Genomic DNA, 20171 nt, shown 5'->3' on the forward strand with positions numbered 1-20171 from the left:
GGAACGGCCGTGAGGCTGTTGCTTCAGAGATGCCGGTCTCATGCGAGGTGGTCTTCGGGCTGCTGAGTGTGGGTGTCTGGTCGTTGTTTGAGAACTGCACAGTGGACGCGAGCATCTGTGGCCAAGTTTTTAAGGGCGCACGGTGGATGCCTTGGCACCAGGAACCGATGAAGGACGTGGGAGGCCACGATAGTCCCCGGGGAGCCGTCAACCAGGCTTTGATCCGGGGGTTTCCGAATGGGGAAACCCGGCAGTCGTCATGGGCTGTCACCCATACCTGAACACATAGGGTATGTGGAGGGAACGCGGGGAAGTGAAACATCTCAGTACCCGCAGGAAGAGAAAACAACCGTGATTCCGGGAGTAGTGGCGAGCGAAACCGGATGAGGCTAAACCGTATTGGTGTGAGACCCGGCAGGGGTTGCCGATACGGGGTCGTGGGATTTTTCTTGACCGGTCTGTAGGCCGGTCGGCGAGTCAGAAACCGTACAGGTAGTCGAAGGACATGCGAAAGGTCCGGCGTAGAGGGTAAGACCCCCGTAGGCGAAATCTGTACGGCTCGTTTGAAGAACTCCCAAGTAGCACGGGGCCCGAGAAATCCCGTGTGAATCTGGCGGGACCACCCGCTAAGCCTAAATATTCCCTGGTGACCGATAGCGGATAGTACCGTGAGGGAATGGTGAAAAGTACCGCGGGAGCGGAGTGAAATAGTACCTGAAACCGTGTGCCTACAAGCCGTGGGAGCGTCGGACATGCAGCTTGCTGTGTGTCTCGTGACTGCGTGCCTTTTGAAGAATGAGCCTGCGAGTTTGCGGTGTGTAGCGAGGTTAACCCGTGTGGGGTAGCCGTAGCGAAAGCGAGTCCGAACAGGGCGATACAGTTGCATGCCCAAGACCCGAAGCGGAGTGATCTAGCCATGGGCAGGTTGAAGCGGAGGTAAGACTTCGTGGAGGACCGAACCCACCAGGGTTGAAAACCTGGGGGATGACCTGTGGTTAGGGGTGAAAGGCCAATCAAACTCCGTGATAGCTGGTTCTCCCCGAAATGCATTTAGGTGCAGCGTCACGTGTTTCTTGCCGGAGGTAGAGCACTGGATAGGCGATGGGCCTCACCGGGTTACTGACCTTAGCCAAACTCCGAATGCCGGTAAGTGAGAGCGTGGCAGTGAGACTGTGGGGGATAAGCTCCATGGTCGAGAGGGAAACAGCCCAGAACACCGACTAAGGTCCCTAAGCGTGTGCTAAGTGGGAAAGGATGTGGAGTCGCAGAGACAACCAGGAGGTTGGCTTAGAAGCAGCCACCCTTGAAAGAGTGCGTAATAGCTCACTGGTCAAGTGATTCCGCGCCGACAATGTAGCGGGGCTCAAGCACATCACCGAAGTCGTGTCATTGCAGCATATAGGGCCAACGCCTGCTGTGATGGGTAGGGGAGCGTCGTGTGCCGGGTGAAGCGGCGGTGGAAACCAGTCGTGGACGGTACACGAGTGAGAATGCAGGCATGAGTAGCGATACAAGAGTGGGAAACTCTTGCGCCGATTGACCAAGGGTTCCTGGGTCAAGCTGATCTGCCCAGGGTAAGTCGGGACCTAAGGCGAGGCCGACAGGCGTAGTCGATGGACAACGGGTTGATATTCCCGTACCCGCTTTGAAGCGCCAACGCTGAACCAGGTGATGCTAAAGCCGTGAAGCCGGCCCGGAGTCTTCGGACAAAGGGACGTGGTGGAGCCGCTGGACCAAGTCTGTACTAGGTGAGCGATGGGGTGACGCAGGAAGGTAGTCCAGCCCGGGCGGTGGTTGTCCCGGGGTAAGGGTGTAGGGCGTTGTGTAGGCAAATCCGCACAACATGAGCCTGAGACCTGATGCCGAGCCGATTGTGGTGAAGTGGATGATCCTATGCTGTCGAGAAAAGCCTCTAGCGAGTTTCATGGCGGCCCGTACCCCAAACCGACTCAGGTGGTCAGGTAGAGAATACCGAGGCGTTCGGGTGAACTATGGTTAAGGAACTCGGCAAAATGCCCCCGTAACTTCGGGAGAAGGGGGGCCATTCCTGGTGACGGCACTTGCTGCCAGAGCTGGGGGTGGCCGCAGAGACCAGCGAGAAGCGACTGTTTACTAAAAACACAGGTCCGTGCGAAGCCGTAAGGCGATGTATACGGACTGACGCCTGCCCGGTGCTGGAACGTTAAGGGGACCGGTTAGCTCTGATTCGTCGGGGCGAAGCTGAGAACTTAAGCGCCAGTAAACGGCGGTGGTAACTATAACCATCCTAAGGTAGCGAAATTCCTTGTCGGGTAAGTTCCGACCTGCACGAATGGCGTAACGACTTCTCGACTGTCTCAACCATAGGCCCGGTGAAATTGCATTACGAGTAAAGATGCTCGTTTCGCGCAGCAGGACGGAAAGACCCCGGGACCTTTACTATAGCTTGATATTGGTGTTCGGTTCGGCTTGTGTAGGATAGGTGGGAGACTTTGAAGCCGTGACGCCAGTCATGGTGGAGTCGTCGTTGAAATACCACTCTGGTCGTGCTGGATGTCTAACCTGGGTCCGTGATCCGGATCAGGGACAGTGTCTGGTGGGTAGTTTAACTGGGGCGGTTGCCTCCTAAAGAGTAACGGAGGCGCCCAAAGGTTCCCTCAGCCTGGTTGGCAATCAGGTGTTGAGTGTAAGTGCACAAGGGAGCTTGACTGTGAGACTGACGGGTCGAGCAGGGACGAAAGTCGGGACTAGTGATCCGGCGGTGGCTTGTGGAAGCGCCGTCGCTCAACGGATAAAAGGTACCCCGGGGATAACAGGCTGATCTTCCCCAAGAGTCCATATCGACGGGATGGTTTGGCACCTCGATGTCGGCTCGTCGCATCCTGGGGCTGGAGTAGGTCCCAAGGGTTGGGCTGTTCGCCCATTAAAGCGGTACGCGAGCTGGGTTTAGAACGTCGTGAGACAGTTCGGTCCCTATCCGCTGTGCGCGTAGGAGTGTTGAGAAGGGCTGTCCCTAGTACGAGAGGACCGGGACGGACGAACCTCTGGTGTGCCAGTTGTCCTGCCAAGGGCATGGCTGGTTGGCTACGTTCGGGAGGGATAACCGCTGAAAGCATCTAAGCGGGAAGCCTGCTTCGAGATGAGCACTCCCACCTCCTTGAGAGGGTAAGGCTCCCAGTAGACGACTGGGTTGATAGGCCGGATATGGAAGCCCTGTGAGGGGTGGAGTTGACCGGTACTAATAGGCCGAGGGCTTGTCCTCAGTTGCTCGCGTCCACTGTGTTGTTCTGAAACAACGACCCCCACGGCATGGCCTGTCGTGGGTGCGGTTGACAGTTTCATAGTGTTTCGGTGGTCATAGCGTGAGGGAAACGCCCGGTTACATTCCGAACCCGGAAGCTAAGCCTCACAGCGCCGATGGTACTGCAGGGGGGACCCTGTGGGAGAGTAGGACGCCGCCGAACAATCATTGTGAAGAACCCCCGTCGGGAAACCGGCGGGGGTTCTTTGCGTTCTGCGTGAATTACCGCGGAGAACGCCGAGAATTCGGGAAGTGTGGCTCCTCGCGCGATCAGGGGGCGCAGGGCTCAGCGCAGGTACCACTTCTGGTTGGGGGTGCCGGAGCAGTCCCACAGCTGGAGCGGGGTGCCGGCGGCGGTGCCCTTGTCCTTGGCGTCCACGCACTTGTTCGCCTGGGGGTTGACGAGGTCCTCGGGGCCCGCGAGGACGAACCGCTGGGCGGGGCTGCCGTTGCAGATCGCCACCTGGATCTTGGTGCCGTTGACGACCGAGCCCCAGGCCACGTCCATACAGAGCTCGCCGGCCCGGACGGTGCCGTCCGGGCGGAAGTCCCAGGTCTGCCAGGCGCCGCCGGTGCAGTCCTGGAGCTCCAGACCGACGCCGTCGGCGAGCCGGTGGCCGATGGTGCCGATGCAGCGCTGCGAGCCGCGCCCGGCGACGGGACGGCCGGGCGGCGGAGCGGGTGCGGCGGGTGCGGGCGCCTGGGTGGTGGAAGCGGGCGCCGGGGCCGGGGCGGCGGCGGGTGGTGCCGGCGCCTGGGTGGTGACGGCCGGTGGGGCCACCGGGGCGGCCGGTTGGGCCGCAGGAGGTTGGGCCGCGGGGGCCGGGGCGGCGGGGGCCTGCGCGGAGGCCGCCGGTCGGTCGGCGGTGCCGACGGGTGCCGGTGCGCGGGTCTGCGGTCGGGCGGCGGCCGGCGGGGGAGCGGCGGGCCGGTCGGCGCTGTTCCGGTCGGTGGAGCCCGGCCGGTCCGGCGCCGCCTCGGCCGCCACCGGATCGGCCGTCACCGGGGCGGGTTCGGCCGCCGGGGGAGGCGCGGAGGGCACGTCGGCGAACGGCTCCGGCGCGGGCGGGACGGACGGCGGGCCGTCCGCGGGGTCGGGGGTGCCGGGTACGGCGGCGGTCGTCGTGATCGCGGGTCCGACGGGGACGGCTTCCCGGGCGGAGTGCGGTGCGGCGCCGTTCCCGGCGGGCAGCAGGGCGGAGCCGAGGGCGACGGCGCCGACCAGCGCGGCCGCGGCCGCCGTGGTGGTCCAGACCCTGGCCTGCGGCAGCAGCCCGCGCGGCGGGTTGGGGGTGTGGCGCAGGAAGCTGTCGGAGAAGCGCGAGGGCGCGGGGAGCCGGCCCGGTGCCGGGGTGCCGCCGTCCACGTGCGGCCGGGACGCCGCGAGCTGAGGGGACTCCCCGTCGGGCACGGCGGCTGACGGCGGGTCGGACGGTCCGGACACGTGGCCTCCAGGGCGAGGGCGGGCGCTGGGCATGCTCCTCCGGCCGTCCGGCCGCGACATGAACCCGGGGTGTCCCGCGGGTGGCGGCGGCCCGACGTTCATGGCGTGTCCATCTCACGACAGTCCGGGGTGGCCCGGAGTTCACCGAAGGATCGGCCGCCCTTTCCCCCGCAGCGCTACGGTGACGGCCGTCCGGGGGCGGACCCGTGATCCGATCGAGGACGCGGCACCGTCCGGACCGGTCCCGCGAGGAGAGCAAGGCACCATCATGGAGCACACAGCCGACCAGGCCCGGCCGGGGTCGACCACCGCACCGTGGGCGGAACTCCTGGCGGCCGAACGCGAAGTACTGCACCGCTTCATCAGCGGACTCAGCGGCAACGACCCGCACCGGGCCGAGGACATCGTCCAGGAGGCGATGTTACGGGCCTGGCAGTCCGCCGAGGCGCTGGACTGGGAACGCCGGCCGATCCGGCTGTGGCTGTTCACGGTCGCCCGCCGCCTGCTGATCGACGACTGGCGCAAGAACCGCGCGGTGCCGGTCGGCCTCGCGGTCGAGGCCTTCCCGACCCCCGCGGCGGACACCGCCGACCCGTCCGACCGGATCCTCGACCGGCTGGTGCTGGTCGAGGCGCTCCGCTCGCTCGACCGCATCCACCAGGAGGCCGTGGTGCACGTCCATCTCCTCGGCCGCCCCGGCGCGGAGGTCGCCCGCACCGTCGGGATACCCGGCGGGACCCTCAAGTCCCGCACCCACCACGGTGTCCGGTCGCTGCGCCGGCACCTCGCGGACCGGGGCGTGGTCGCCTCGTGACCGGTGCCGTCGTTCCTCTCGTGACCGGGGTCCGCCCCGGTGCCGTCGTTCCCTCCGAGGCCGGTGCGCTCGTCCGTCCCGAGGGCGGAGCCGTCCCCGGCGCCCCGGGCGGGCTCCCGGCCGCGGGGACCGCCGTCGCGTCGTTCCCGCCGGCCGGCCTCCTGCCGGCGATGCCCGGCACCACCACGCTGATCGGCATCGGCGGGGTGGTGCTGCTGCTCGCCGTCCTCGCCCACCTCGCCGCCCGCCGCGCGGGCGGCCGGCGCGTGCTCCAGCGCCGACTGCGCCGTGAACTCGCTCTCACCGCAGGCGCGTTCGCCGCCCCGGTCGCGGCACGCCTGCGGTACGGCCGTCAACTGCGGACCGTGCGGCGGCTGCTGACCGACCGGGCCGGCTGGGTGGACGCCGAGCGCGCCGCCCTCGGCGCCGGCCGGGTGGCGGGGGCGCGCCCGTACGCCGTGCTGCTCGGCGCGCACACCGCCGGGGTGCTGGTCGCCTGCGGCCCCGGCCGGCCGCCCGTCCCGCCCGAACCGTGGGTGGTGGACGAGGCGGACCCGAGGCTCTGGTGGGCGGCCCGGGACGAGCTCAGGTCGACGGCCGCGGAGGGCGGCCCGGCGCCGCTGCTGGCGCTGATCGGCACCGACGGCCCCCGCGCGGTGCTGCTCGACCTCGCGACCGGACCGGCCGTGACCGAGTTCGGCGGCGACCGGGTACTCGCCCGTGCCGTGGTCCAGGCGGTGGCGGCGCAGTTGGACGCCCGGCTCCCCGTGGGCGCGGTGGTGGTCGCCGACGGCGTCCACGCGCGGCACGCGGGTCCGGCGCCGGTCGAGGCGCTCGCCGAGGCCGACCGGTTCGCGGCGGACGGCGAGCCCGCCTTCGCGGTCTGTCCCGCGGCCCCCGACGGGTTCCGCCCCGCGACGGGCGCCCGGATGCTGGTCCTCGGCGGCGCGCGGGGCTCGGCCCGGCTGGTGACGGTCGACCGCGACGGCCTCCGGCTGCGCGGGACGGCGCTGCGGGTCGAGGTGGTCGCACTGGCTCGGGCCACGGCCCGGATCCTGCGGGCCCTGCCGCCCTACCCGGCCTTCGCGCCGGCCGAGTTGGACGACTCCGATCTGGTGGAGCCGGGCGGAGCGCCGGTGGAGTCGGTGGAGTCGGCGGAGCCGCCGGAGCCCGAGGCGTCGCCTGATCCGCCCGAGGCGTCGTGGGAGTCGGCCAAGTCGTCGGAGTCGACGGATCCGGAGGAGCCCGGGGAGTCCGTGGCGGGGCCGCTGCCGGACCCGGAGGCGGCAACGGATCCGGAGCCGTCGGAGGAGCCCGGACCGGACGGTGAACTGCCGGGCGCCGGAGCGTCGGTGGCGCTCGCGCCGCGGCTGTTCCGGGTCGGACCGGTGTACCCGGAGCCGAACGAGGGGAGCGGCGCCGGTGCGGAACCGCCGTTCCGGGTCGGCCCGGTGGCGCCTGACCCGACCGCCCTGCGGCTGCTGCTGCGCGGACCGGAGCCGGCGGAGGAGCCGGTCGGCGGATCCGGGTCCGTCGGCCCGAAGCCCCTTCCGGAGGCGGAGTCCGAGTCCTCGCTCCCGCCGGAGGCGGAATTCTGGCCCCCGCCGAACCCGGAGCCCGATCCGCGACCCGACCCCGAGCCGCAACCCGAGCCCGACCCGCGACCCGAGCCCGAGCCCGATCCGCCATCGGACCCGGACCCGGTCGAGGACGACTTCGCCGAGCCCGACCCCGGGCCGGCCGGGCCCGCAGCGGGTGTCTCCGCCCGTCCGTCCGCGACCGCCCTCCTGCCCGCCGCCCGGCCCGTCGGCTGACCGTACGGCCGGGCCCCGCCCCGGCACCCCGGTGCCCCGGCACCCCGGCCGACGACCTGCCCGCCCCGCCCCGCCTGCCCGACCCCCCTGGAGACCACCCGGTGAAGCTGACCGTCACCGTCGCCGACGGCACCGACCGCCGTGACCACGTCCTCGACCTCCCGCCCGGTGCGACCGTCGGCGAGCTGGCGGCGGCGCTGGACCGGCGGGACCCCGACCCCGCGGAGGCCGTCGGGAGCGCCGGTCCCGGGTACGACCCCGGTCCCCCCGGCGGTGACGTCGAGGCCTTCCTGGCCGGGACGGGCACCGCCGCTCCGCGCGGGCTCCACATCGGGCCGCGGCGTCTGGACCCGGGGACGGCGGTCGCCCGGGCGGGTGTGCGGGAGGGCGCCGTGCTCGGCCTCGGCGCCCCCGCCGACGAGCCCGACCGGGTCCGGAGCAGCGCGCCGGACCGGCGCCCGGACGACCCCGTGGAACTGGAGCTGCACCTCGTCTCCGGCCCGGGGGCGGGGCGGATCTGGCGGCTCGGACCGGGCAGCCACGAGATCGGCACCGACCCGTCCTGCACGGTCCGCCTGCGCGGCTCCGGCGTTCCCGGGGGCGGCCTCTGGCTGACCGTCGGCCCGGACGGCTCGGCGGGCTGGCACCGCGCGCCCGGCGGCACCGCGCGCCCGGACGCCCCCGACGGCGCCGCGGGTGGTACCCCGCCTCCGGAGGAGGGCGACGAGGCGGTCGCGCTCCGCACCCCGAGCCCGCCCGCCACCGACCGGACGGGCCGCACCGGTAGCGATCGCGCCGGTACCGACCGCACCGCCACCGGGGAGCGCGGCACCGCCCCCGCCCGCCGCGCCCGCCGCACCGGCCGGAACGCCCCGCACCCGGACTCCCACCGCACCCACGACGGCACCGCCTGGCCGCTCGGCGCCGACCTCACCGTCGGCGCCGTCCTGCTGCGCCTGGTCGAGCCGACCGAACCGGACGCCGCCGTGGTGCCGTCCGCCGACGGCCTCGGCGTCGACTACAACCGCCCGCCGCGGATCGTCCCGCACCTGGACGCCGAGCGGATCCGGCTGCCCCTGCCGCCGACCGCCCCCTCCCGGCGGCCGTTCCCGCTGCTGCTGATGCTGGCCCCGATCGTGCTCGGCATGGTCATGGTGGCGGTCTTCCAGTCGTACTTCTACCTGGTCTTCATCCTCTTCAGCCCGCTGATGGCCGTCTCCAACTGGATCGTCGGCCGGCGCGGCAACCGCAAGCAGCACGAGGAGGCGGTGGCCCGCTACGAGGCCCGGCGCCGGGTGCTGGAGCAGGAGGTCCGGACCGCCGCCGACCGCGAGCGCCGGGTCCGCGGGGTGGCCGGGCCGGACCCCGCGACGGTCGCGCTGACCGCCACCGGCCCCGGCGGCCGGCTCTGGGAACGGCGCCGGTACGACCCCGACCACCTGGTGCTGCGGATCGGCACGGTCGACCAGCCGTCCGTGAAGGAGATCGACGACCCGGCGCGGGACGAGAACCACCGCCTGGTGCGCTGGAGCATCCCCGACGTGCCGATCGGCATCGAGGTCGCGGAGTTCGGCGTGGTGGGGGTGGCGGGCACCGAGAGTTCCGTCCAGGCGCTGGCCCGCTGGCTGGTCGCCCAGTCCGCCGTCCTGCACAGCCCGCGGGACCTGCGCGTCGTCGTCCTCTCCGACCGCTCGCGCGCCGACGGCTGGGCCTGGGTGCGGTGGCTGCCGCACCTGCGCCCGCCCGGCGGCGGGGCCGGACCGGTGGTGGCCGTCGGCAACGATCCGGAGTCCACGGCCAACCGGATCTCCGAACTGGTCGCCCAGATCCAGGCCCGCCGGCGGGTGCTCGGCTCCTCCATGGGCAAGGCGATGTTCAACGAACCGGACGTCCTGGTGATCGCCGACGGGGCCCGGCAACTGCGGGACGTGCCCGGCATGGTGCAGGTACTCACCGACGGCCCCGGCGTACGGGTCTTCAGCGTCTGCCTCGACGCGCAGGAGCGGCTGCTGCCCGAGGAGTGCGGCACCGTCGTCCTCGCCGCCGGGCACCGCCTCACCGTCCGCCGGACCGGCGCGCCCGACCTCACCGAGGTGCGGGCCGACCTGGTCGGCGCCGGCTGGTGCGAGCAGGTGGCCAGGGCGCTCGCGCCGGTCCGCGACGTCAGTCCCGAGCACGACGCCGGACTGCCCCAGCTGGTCCGGCTGCTGGACCTGCTGCGGCTCGAACCGCCGGACCCCGCCGCCCTGCTGGCCCGCTGGCGCCGCCGCCCGGCCGCCACGTCCTTCGTCCTCGGGACGGGCTACGACGGGCCGCTCACCCTCGACCTGGTCCGGGACGGACCGCACGCCCTGGTCGCCGGGACCACCGGCTCCGGCAAGTCGGAGCTGCTCCAGTCCTTCGTGGCCTCGCTGGCCGCCGCCAACCGCCCGGACGAGCTCACCTTCGTCCTGGTCGACTACAAGGGCGGCTCGGCGTTCCGCGAGTGCGCCGAACTCCCGCACACCCTCGGCATGGTGACCGACCTGGACGCCCATCTGGTGGAACGCGCCCTGGAGTCGCTCGGCGCCGAACTGCGGCGCCGCGAAAGGCTGCTGGCCGAGGTCGCGGCCAAGGACCACCCCGAGTACCGGTCCAAGCGGGTCGCGGACCCGACGCTGCCCCCGCTGCCGCGACTGCTGCTGGTGATCGACGAGTTCGCCACCCTGGTCCGCGAGGTCCCCGACTTCGTCCCGGGGCTGATCGGCATCGCCCAGCGCGGCCGCTCGCTCGGCATCCACCTGGTGCTCGCCACCCAGCGGCCCTCGGGCGCCGTCACCAGCGACATCCGCGCCAACACCAATCTGCGGATCGCGCTGCGGGTCACCGACTCCACCGAGAGCCAGGACATCATCGACACCTCCGAGGCGGTGCACATCCCGGCCTCCGCGCCCGGACGCGCCCTGGTCCGGCTGGGTCACCGCTCCACCGTGCCGTTCCAGAGCGCCTGGGCCGGCGCGGCCCGCCCCGACGCGGCCGGCGCGGCCGCCGCCGAGCGGCCCCGCGGGCCGGTGCGCGCCACCGGACTGTCCTGGACCGGCCTCGGCCGCCCGCTCGCGCTGCCGCTCGCCGCGGGGGACCCCGCCGCCCCCGCCGCGCCCGTCCCGACCGACCTCCAGGCCCTGGTCGCCGCCGCCCGCGAGGCCGCCGCCGCCCTCGACGACTTCACCCCGCAGCCCAGCCCCTGGCTGCCCGCCCTGCCCGAGGAGGTGCAGCTCGACGAGGTGACGGAGCTGCTGCCGCCCCCCGGGGACGCGGCGCTCCCGGTGGTCCCCTACGCGCTGGAGGACGTCCCCCAGCTCCAGCAGCGCCGGGTCGCCACCGTCGACCTGGCCTCCTTCGGCCACCTGTACGTGATCGGCGCCCCCCGCTCCGGCCGGACGCAGGTGCTGCGCACCCTGGCCGGCTCGGTGGCCCGGACGGCCTCCAGCGCGGACGTCCACCTGTACGGGATCGACGCGGCGGGCGGCGGACTGGCCGCCCTCAACGCCCTGCCGCACTGCGGGGCGGTCGTCTCCCGGCACGACCAGGAACGCCTGGAACGCCTGCTGCACCGGCTCACCGCCGAACTGACGCGACGTCAGGAACTGTGCAGCGAGCGGAACGCGGCCGGCCTGAACGAGCTGCGCGCCGCCCTGCCGAAGCCGGAGCGGCCCGCGCACGTGCTGCTGCTGATCGACGGCTGGGACGCCCTGTCCGGGCTGCTGGACGACCACGACAACGGCCGGCTCGCCGACCTGGTCACCCGGCTGCTGCGGGAGGGCGCGGCGGCCGGCATCCACGTCGTCGCCACCTCCGAACGGTCACTGCTGGGCGGCCGGCTCGCCGCGCACAACGACCACAAACTGCTGCTGCGCCAGGGCGACCGCAACGACTACCAGCTGGTCGGGCTCTCGCCGAGCAAGGTGCCGGCCGGCATCCCGGCCGGCCGGGGCTGGCACACTCTCAGCGGCACCGAGACCCAGGTCGCGCTGCTCGCGCCCGGCGCCGGCGGCCGGGAACAGGCCAGGGCGCTGGCGGCGATCGGCGCCGAGAGCACCCGCCGGGACAGCGCCGTGCCCGCCGGGCTGCGGCCCTTCCCGGTCGCCGCGCTGCCCCGCTCGGTGGACTTCGCGGAGGCGTACGCGGCCGTCCCGGAGGAGTCCCGCCGCCCCCTGTGGGGACTGCTCGGCCTCGGCGGCGACGACGCCGGACCGGTCGGGGTGGACCTCGCCGGGGCCGCCGCGGCCTTCGCGGTGCTCGGCCCGCCCGGGTCCGGGCGCAGCACGGCGCTCGCCTCCCTGGCCGTCTCGCTGCTCGCCGGCGGCACCGGGCTGGTCGTCCTCGCCCCGCGCCACTCCCCGCTGCGGGCCCTGGCCCGGCACGCCAGGGCCCGGGTGCTGACCGACGCGGACCCGTCCGCGCAGGACGTGCAGGCCGCCCTGGACGCACTGACCGGCCCCCGCGTGGTGGTGGTCGACGACGCGGACCTGCTGGCGGCGCCCGCCTGCGACCGGGTGCTCAAGGAGGTCGCCGCCTTCGGCCGGGACCGGGGCCTCGGCCTGCTCTACGCGGGGTCGGCGGACGCCCTCCAACTGGCGATGGGCAGCTGGCTCAGCGCGGCCAAGCGGGCCCGCCGGGGTCTGCTGCTGGGGCCGAAGAGCCTCCAGGAGGGCGACATGATCGGCGTCCGGCTGCCGGTGCACCTGATCAGGGCCACCCCGGTCGCGGGCCGGGGCTGGACCACCGGGCGGGGCGGCGAGGCGATGGCCGTGCAGGTGCCGCTGACCGTGCTGCGCACCGAGGACTGAGTCGAGGACCGAGTCGGGGACCGGGTGGGCCGGGGTGCGCAGCACGGAGCTGCGCACCCCGGCCCGTGCGGCAGCGGTGTCAGCTGCTCTCGCGCAGGCTGCTCGCCATGTCCTGGTCCATCTGGTGCATCTGGTCCTTGATCTGGCGGAACTGCTTCGCGAAGCCCTTGATGCCCTCCATCGCGGCCAGCAGGCTGGTGTTGAACTTGTCGTACGCCTCCTGCATCGCCGGGCTGGACTGCTGGAACACCATGCCGTCGCCGAGCAGGTTGTTCACGTTGTTCTTCAGGTCGTTGAGCATCGGCACGATGTTCTCGGCCGCCGAGTCGAGCTGGCCCGAGGTGGTCTCGATCTTCTCGAAGTCGAGGGAGATGTTGGGCATGTCGCGGTCCTTTCGAAGGGGGGATCGCCGGCCGGGGAGGTCGTGGATCCCGGCCGGCCCGGGCGGGGCCCTCAGTCGTCCTGGGAGCTCCCGCCGCCGGTCTGCTGCCACTCCCGGCCCGGCCCGTCGCGGTGGTACTGGGTCGCGGTGCCGTCGTTGTCGGTGACGGTCATGTCGCCGCTGCCGTCCTCGTGCAGGTGCGTCTCGGCGTGGTTCTTGGTGCCGTCCGCGTACAGGGTGTCGGTGGTGAACGAGCGGCCGTGGTCGGAGTAGCTGGTGGTGGAGGTGTAGCTCTGCCCGTCGTGGGTGACGGTGGTCTCCTCCTTGATCACGTTGTGGTCGGCGTCCAGGGTGAGGTGGGTGTGCACCGAGCCGTTCGCGGTGTCGATGGTCTGGTCGACGGGCGGTGCGCCGGGGTCGGTGGCCCGGCAGAACTCCGGCACGCTGCCGTCCGCGCCGGGGTGGCACTGGTCGGCGTGGGCGTTGCGGTACTCCCAGGCGGCCTGCCGGTCGCGCCACTGGTCGAGCCCCATGTTGGCGCCCATCACGCCCAGCCCGTCGGCGATCTGGGCGTCCACGTCGAAGAAGCCGTCGGCGACCGCGCCGAACACGTCGCCGAGCTTCTTGAGATGGTCCACGGCCCGGTTCATCGGGTCCTTGGAGAGCCGGTAGAGGCTGCGGAAGCCGTTGGTGACGTTCGGGTCGCCGAACACCGCCTGGGCGTCGCCGAGCTTCCCCGAGCCGTACTGGGAGAACAGGCTGTCGTGGAGGGTCGGGGAGATCCGGTCGGCCAGGTTGTGCAGGTCCTTGCGGGCCTCGTGCAGAACGCCGTAGTCCATCGAGAAGTCGGGCACGGGATATCCCTCCGGTCGGATCGGCACGCGGTTCCCGGTCGACCACGTGCCGGCGGCCCCCGCGGTTCACCGGACACCGGGCGCCGTCCGTCGTGAACGGCGAACCCTGGACCGCCGTGAACCGCGCGGGACCCCGGCACGTGGTCCTCCCGAGAGGTGCCGCGCGCCGCTGCGGCCGGCCGTGTCCACGGACGAGGAGGAGACGACGGTGCCCCAGCGTCCGACCGACTGGAACGCCATCGGCCTGTCCGCCGACCCCACGCCGGGCGACCCGGACCGGATCGACGAGGTGCAGCGCTCGCTGGCCGACCTCGGCCGCACCGCCCGGGAGATCGACGACGCGCTCGCCGCCGTGCTCGACAAGACCGGCCAGGGCGCGTTCACCGGGCAGACGGCGGACGCCCTGCGGGACAAGATCAGCGGGCCGCTGCGGGCCTTCGTCCAGTCGGTGGCCGACGGCTTCGAGAACTCGGCCCGGGCCCTGACCACCTACTCCGGGGTGGTCCGCGACCAGCAGTGGCGCGCCGACAACGCGCTCTCCCAGGGCCGGGGCCTGGCCCAGGACGACACCCGGCGCACCGAGTTGGCGAGCACCGCCCGCCAGGCCGGCACCGCCCAGGACGAGGCCGGCCGCACCGCCGGCTCGGCCCTGAGCAGCGCCGCCCGGGGGATCAAGCAGCCGGTCTCCGACTGCGACCTGTTCTGGGAGGCGTTCCAGTGGCTGGCGATCGCGCTGATCCTGCCCGCGCTGATCTTCGGCGGGCCGATCGCGCTGCTCGCCATCGGCGTCAACCTGGCGATCTTCGTGAAGACCGCGGTCGACTTCTCCCAGGGCAAGGCCAGCGCGCTGGACCTCTTCCTGTCCGGCCTCGGCATGATCGCCCCGACCACCAAGGGCCTGCCGCTGCTCAAACTCATCAGCGCCGGGGCCAAGTTCACCTGGACCGGGATCAAGGGCGTCGCCCAGGCGGTCGGCGGCTTCTTCCGCGGCGTCTTCACCGGCGGCGGCTCGCACGCCTTCGCCTTCCTGCCGGGCCTCGCCGACCTCGCCCGAATGACCGGCGGCTGGGTGAAGGCCGGCGGCCTCTGGGTGCTGAACGGGGTCACCCGGCTGCCGCACTTCGCCGGCGTCACCTTCCGGGCGAGCGGGATCGCCGTGGTCAACGGCGTCAAGGGACTGCCCGCCCTGGTCCGGGGCCTGCCGGCCAACCTCGGCCGGTTCGGCTCCGCCTCCTGGGACTTCGCGCGCGCCCAGCTCGGCGGCGCCAAGTGGCTGCGGCTGGTGCTGCCCGTCGACGCGGCCGAGATCGGCCGGTACGGGCTGCGCGGCGCCCTGCGGATCGGCCTCTGGGAGCGCGGGGTCCTCGGCAACTTCCGGTACGGCGCGCCGCTGCTCGGCACCGCCGGGCGGACCGCGGCCGCCGTCCCCGTGCCGCCCCCGGTGCACACCGTGGACGCCCTGGTGGACCTCTCCCGCGCCGACCTGGCGAAGGTGCGGGTCGGGGACTGGGCCGGACCGCGCCGCCTGGAGATCCCGCACCTGGAACCGTCCGGCTCCGGCCTCTCCTACACCCGGCCGTCCGACTTCCGCCTGCACAACGACCTCGCCGACCGCCTCTCGCTCGCCCCGGACGCCGTCCGCAAGCTGGACGCGCTGCTCGACACCCCGATCCGCGACCTGCGCCCGGTCGGCAGCTGGACCGGCGGCACCGTCGTCACCCCGGGCGGACTGCACGTGGAGACCGGACTCGGCGTCGGCGCCGCACCCGGCGGCCTGCACGGGATCGGCGGACTCGTCGGCGGCGCACCGGCCCCCGCCCCCGTGCACCTGGCCGACACCCTCACCGTCGGCGGCCCCGCCACCGTCCACGCCCCGAACCTCCAGACCCAGGCCCTGGCCCTGCACCAGACCGGCGGCGCGCCGACCGCGCTCGGCACCGGCGCGCTGCACACCGCCGCCCCGGCGGCCCCGGCCGTGCACACGGCCGACCTGCTCAGCTCCTCCACCGTCGCCGTCCCGCACCTGAGCACCGGCACGCTGCCGACCGCCGCGCTGCACGGCGGCGGCACGGGCCTGCCGTCGGTCGTGACGGGTGCCGTGACCGTGCCCGGCCTCGGCACGACCGGTTCCGGCGCGCACCTGAACGGCGCCCTCGACCTGCTGGCCACCGGCTCCCCGCTGAACCGGGCCGACGCCCCGGTGTTCAGCACGGGCGGGAACCTCGGCGACCACAGCACGCGTGCCCTGGCGGCCAGCCAGGTCAACCTGCACCTGGGGGAGTTCGCGGCACCCCGGGTGACCCCGGCCACGACCGCGGCGCTGCCGCCGGTGCACGCCGTCACCCCGCCCACCGCCCTCGTCGGCGTACCCGGCCCCGGCGGCGTCACGGACCTCGGAGGCGCGGGAGCCGGGGCGCACGGCGGGCTCGGCCGGGTGGACGAGGCGCTCGGCCTGCTCCAGCCCGGCGGCCCCGGGCACGGCCCGGCCCAGGGGCTCGCCGGCCCGGTCCCGGCGGCACCGGCCCCGCTGCCGTCCGTCGTCGTCGGTCCGACGCCGCTGCCGCCCGTGACGCCGCTGACCCAGGGCCCGGTGGCGCCGCTGCCGCCGGTCGCCCCGGCGCACCCGGCCGCCGGGTCGGCGCACGACCTGCCGACCGTGCCCGGCACCGGCGGGCACGGCGGCCCCGAGCGGCTGACCGGTGCCCAGCTGGACCGGCTCTGGCGCGAGCAGGGCGACCGGGTGGCCGCGCTGTTCGGCGCGAGCGACGACCCCGGCCGGGGTGCCCGGCTGGACGCCTGGGCGGACCTCACCCTCGCCCGGCACGACCTCGGCCGGGCCGAGCGCCTGCTGTCCGACCTCCGGGCGCGCCCGGGCGGCGGCTCCCGGCCCAGCCCGGTGGTGATGCACGCCGAGGCGTCGGTGGACGCGGCCGCGTTCAAGGTCGACGTGGCCCTGGACCGGGTCACCGGACTGGGCGTCGACCCCGTCCGGATGGACCGCGACCTGGCCGCGCTGACGGCCGACAGCCTGCGCGAGCGCCCCCGGCTGCTCGGCGGCTCCGAGGGCGGCGGCGGGGTGCCCCCGCACCTCGGCCAGCAGCCCCAGCTCGCGCCGCACCCGGCGCCGCAGCACGGGCCGGCCCAGGCCGTCCAGCCCCCGCAGCACGTCCAGGCGCAGCCGCCGGTCCCGCAGCACGTCCAACCGCACCACGTCCAACCGCAGCACGTCCAACCGCAGCCGCCCGCGCCGCAGCCCGTCGTGCTCGCCCTCGCCGACCAGGGCACGGCGAGCCCCAACGGCCTGCGGGTCGAGTCCACCGTCACCCCGAACGGAACCGTCCACCGGGTCCTCGACTCCCACCACGTGCCCGACCCGATGCTGCAGCCGACGCCCCGGCCCGGCGGCGGCTTCGACCTGTACGACACCCGGCTCGGCACCACCCACTCGTACGACGGCGGGGGCCGTCTGGTCGCCGAGGACCTGCCGCTCACCGGCCTCGACGGCGGCCCGGTCGGCCTGCACGTCCACACCGACTTCGACGCCCAGGGGGCGGCCACCCACCGGGTGCTCGACCCCGACGGCGCGACCGGCCTCCAGGCCGCCCCGCGCCCCGGCGGCGGCTTCGACCTGCGCGACCCCGCCACCGGCGGCCACCGGGGCTTCGACCACGGCGGCGGGCTGGTCGAGGAGGGCCGCCCGCTGCTGCGCGGCGACGGCACGCCGTTCGGCCCGGTCCTGCTGCTCGGGCACGACAACGGAACGGTCACCCGCTCGCTGTCCGGTGGCGGCCACACCCTCACCGAACTGCCCGGCGGCGGCGGACTGCGGGTCACCGACCCTGCCACCGGCAGCTCGGCGCTGTACGACCGCGGCGGGGCCTTCCGGGCCGAGGGCCTGGCCCTGGGCGACGGCGTCGGCCTGCGTGGCCACCGTTTCGCGACCCGGCAGGGCGGCGGGTTCGTGGTGACGGACGTCGCGGGGGCGGTGGTGCCCGGTTCCACGGCGGTGGGCGTCGCGGGCGGCGGGGTGCGGGTCACGGAGGCGGTGTCGGGCGGTTCGGTGCGCTTCGGCGCGGACGGCCTCCAGGTGGAGCGCGGGGTGGCGTTGGCGGACGGGGCCGGGGTGCGGGGCGCGCGGTTCCTGGAGGGGACTCCGCCCCGGGTGACGGATGTGTCGGGTGCGGCGGTGCCGGGTCTGTCCGGCGAGGGCCTGGCGGGTGGCGGCTGGCGCGTCACCGACGCGGTGTCGGGTGTGTCCACGCGGTACACGGCCCAGGGTGGCGCGGTCGAGCGTGGTGTGGCGTTGGCGGACGGGGCCGGGGTGCGGGGCGCGCGGTTCCTGGAGGGGACTCCGCCCCGGGTGACGGATGTGTCGGGTGCGGCGGTGCCGGGTCTGTCCGGCGAGGGTCTGACGGGTGGCGGCTGGCGCGTCACTGATCCGGTGTCCGGGGTGTCGACGCGCTACACGCCGCAGGGCGCCGTGGTGGAGAGCGGGGTCGCGCTGGCCGACGGCGCCGGGGTGCGCGGTGTCCGGTTCCTGGAGGGGAACCCGCCGCGGGTGACCGACGTGACGGGCGGACCGACGGGTCTGTCCGGCGAGGGCCTGGCGGGTGGTGGCTGGCGGGTCACCGATCCGGTGTCGGGTGTGTCCACGCGGTACACGGCCCAGGGCGCCGTGGTGGAGAGCGGAGTCGCGCTCGCCGACGGCGCCGGGGTGCGCGGCGGCCGGTTCGTCGTCCCGCAGGGCGGCGGCGGGCACGCGCTCACCGACGCGGCCGGGGCCGTGCTGCCCGAGCGCGTGGTGGCGCACCCCGGTGGCGGGTTCCGGGTCGAGGGCGCGCCCGCCGTCCCCGGCGGCGGCGCTCCGTACGAGCGCTTCGCCGCCAACGGCACGCCGACCGCGGCGGTCGGCAACTGCTCGACGGCAACGGCACCGTCGTCGGCCACCTGGAGCGCCCGGTCCCGGCGCCCGGCCACCCGGCACCCGCCGGGCAGCCGGCCTGGCTGGACGCCGCCTTCCAGCCGGACGCCACCAGGGTGGTCACCGCCGACGGCGCCGGTCTGCGGGTCACCGCGCCGGGCGGCTCCTACCGGGTCTTCGACGACGCCGGACGCCTCACCGACGACGCGGCCCGGCTGCACGCGCCGGGCGGCGGCGCGCTCGACCAGTGGGTGGTGGTGCACACCCCGCCCGGCGGCCCGCGCACCCTGGAGGTCCTGGACGCCACCGGCACGCCGGTGCCGAACCTCACCGCCGCCGACCGCCCGGGCGGCGGCTTCCAGGTCACCGACGCGGCCGCCGACAACGGCTTCGTCCGCTACGGCGCCGACGGCGGCCGGCTGGAGACCGGCACCGCGCTGCGCGGCCCGGACGGCAACCCGGACCGGACCTTCGCCGTGCTGCCCCCGCCCGGCCCCGGCGGCGCCGCCCTCCCGGGCCACCTGGAGGACGCGGCCGGCCTGCGGATCCCCGAACGGGCCGTCACCGTCCGGGCCGACGGCGGCCTCCAGGTCTCCGTCGACCGGCCGAACGGCCCGCGGCACGGCGAGTTCACCGCCCACGCGCCGGGCGACGGACGGATCACCCACCAGGGCTTCAACGTCGTCGACGGCGGGCGGCGCACCGACCACCAGTACGTCGTCGACCACACCCCGGCGGCCGGCGCGACCTGGAGCCGGCAGCCGCACCCGGCGGCCGCCACCCCGCCGCCCGCCGGCACCGGCGCCTTCCACCACGGCCGGGTGGAGACCCTCGGCGGCGGAAACCGGATCCGGCTCGTCTCCTCCACCTACACACCCGTCGAGGTGTTCGAACGCCGGGTGCTGCCCGGCGGCGGTCTGCTGGACTCCTTCCGCCGCACCGACACCCTGCTGTTCGGCGACCTCGACCGCCGCACGGTCTGGACGCAGTGGGACGCCGCCGGCGGCCTCGGCGCGCACGGCACCCGGCGCTACGACACCTCCGGCTTCGGCTGGCGCGACCTCGACCACCGCGGCAACCCCGTGCACGAGTACCGGGACGGGCTGCAGAAGACCGGCGGGGTCACCGGTCACACCTTCGCCGTCCGCAACGCCGACCGCAGCTGGACCTGGCACCGCTTCGACGGCGCCGGCCAGGAACTCGCGCACGGCCCGCGCACCCCGCACCGGGACTCCGGCTGGACCGACCGGCTGGCCGACGGCACCGTGGTCCAGAAGCAGTGGGGCATGGGCCACGGCCCCGGCAAGGCCGGCCACTTCCTGGAGCACACCTGGCAGGGCGGCGGCGTGCGGCAGACCTGGGAGCGGCACTCCCCGCACGGCAAGGAGGTCGGCAAGCGCGAGGTCCTCGCCACCGACAACGCGGTGCTGACCACCAGCCGATGGTCCGAGCAGCGCCCGCCGCTGTGGGTGCGCCGGCACCTGGTGGGCGCCGGCGGGCCGCAGGGCGTCGCCGCGCACCTCGCCGACGACACCCGCTACCAGGTCTTCCTGTGGGACAAAGCGGGCGGCGTCAACCCGGGCGGCGGCGTCCGCTACGTCGGCATGGACGGCGCGGCGGTCGACCTCGGCGCCGACGGCCGCTTCGTCCGCTCCACCGGGAAGCTGCACGGCGGCACCACGCTCAAGGTCGGCGACCACGCCAACCCGCCCGCGCACCCGCCCACCAACCCGGCCCACCTGCCCTGGGAGGAGCCCGGACGGCGCGGCTACCGGGTCGAGGTGGTCCCGCCCGCCGGGGCCGGCCGCGACCACCCGCTGTGGCAGGACCGGT

At 73.8% G+C, this 20171-nt stretch carries 7 protein-coding genes and 2 rRNA genes; 6 read left to right on the plus strand and 3 right to left on the minus strand.

The genetic code is table 11. The annotated features are described in order from the left end of the window. The first annotated feature begins 119 nt into the window (after positions 1-119). Together ACW14Y_RS34760 and rrf are read left to right on the plus strand one after the other, a co-directional pair. Positions 120-3241 (plus strand): 23S ribosomal RNA (locus ACW14Y_RS34760). A gap of 85 nt (positions 3242-3326) precedes the next feature. Continuing rightward, positions 3327-3443, plus strand: a 5S ribosomal RNA gene (rrf, locus tag ACW14Y_RS34765). A 123-nt stretch (positions 3444-3566) separates the two neighbouring features. On the opposite strand, the gene ACW14Y_RS34770 is transcribed toward rrf, so the two are convergent. Then, positions 3567-4724 (minus strand): ricin-type beta-trefoil lectin domain protein, encoded by a 1158-nt coding sequence (locus tag ACW14Y_RS34770; RefSeq protein ID WP_456984714.1) that lies wholly within the window; start codon positions 4722-4724, stop codon positions 3567-3569. Positions 4725-4992: 268 nt separating this feature from the next. On the opposite strand from ACW14Y_RS34770, the gene ACW14Y_RS34775 reads away from it, so the two are divergent. The 3 genes from ACW14Y_RS34775 (at position 4993) to ACW14Y_RS34785 (ending at position 12181) form a co-directional block, all read left to right on the plus strand. After that, on the plus strand, positions 4993-5538 hold the full coding sequence (locus ACW14Y_RS34775; RefSeq protein ID WP_380302521.1) for a sigma-70 family RNA polymerase sigma factor: 546 nt from the start codon (positions 4993-4995) through the stop codon (positions 5536-5538). A gap of 20 nt (positions 5539-5558) precedes the next feature. Further along, positions 5559-7352 (plus strand): hypothetical protein, encoded by a 1794-nt coding sequence (locus ACW14Y_RS34780; protein ID WP_456984715.1) that lies wholly within the window; start codon positions 5559-5561, stop codon positions 7350-7352. Between the two features lie 101 nt (positions 7353-7453). Continuing rightward, positions 7454-12181 carry an FtsK/SpoIIIE domain-containing protein gene (locus tag ACW14Y_RS34785; RefSeq protein ID WP_456984716.1) on the plus strand — a complete coding sequence of 1576 codons (4728 nt, stop codon included), beginning with the start codon at positions 7454-7456 and terminating at the stop codon, positions 12179-12181. Positions 12182-12260: 79 nt separating this feature from the next. Here ACW14Y_RS34785 and ACW14Y_RS34790 read toward each other — a convergent pair whose 3' ends face one another. Continuing rightward, positions 12261-12563 carry a WXG100 family type VII secretion target gene (locus ACW14Y_RS34790; protein WP_030396211.1) on the minus strand — a complete coding sequence of 101 codons (303 nt, stop codon included), beginning with the start codon at positions 12561-12563 and terminating at the stop codon, positions 12261-12263. Positions 12564-12634: 71 nt separating this feature from the next. Then, on the minus strand, positions 12635-13417 hold the full coding sequence (locus tag ACW14Y_RS34795; protein ID WP_456984717.1) for a hypothetical protein: 783 nt from the start codon (positions 13415-13417) through the stop codon (positions 12635-12637). 208 nt (positions 13418-13625) lie between these two features. Between ACW14Y_RS34795 and ACW14Y_RS34800 the strand changes: the two genes are divergently transcribed. Beyond that, positions 13626-19769 carry a putative T7SS-secreted protein gene (locus tag ACW14Y_RS34800; RefSeq protein ID WP_456984718.1) on the plus strand — a complete coding sequence of 2048 codons (6144 nt, stop codon included), beginning with the start codon at positions 13626-13628 and terminating at the stop codon, positions 19767-19769. The last annotated feature ends 402 nt before the right edge of the window (positions 19770-20171 follow it).

The sequence above is a fragment of the Kitasatospora sp. cg17-2 genome, from assembly GCF_054031055.1.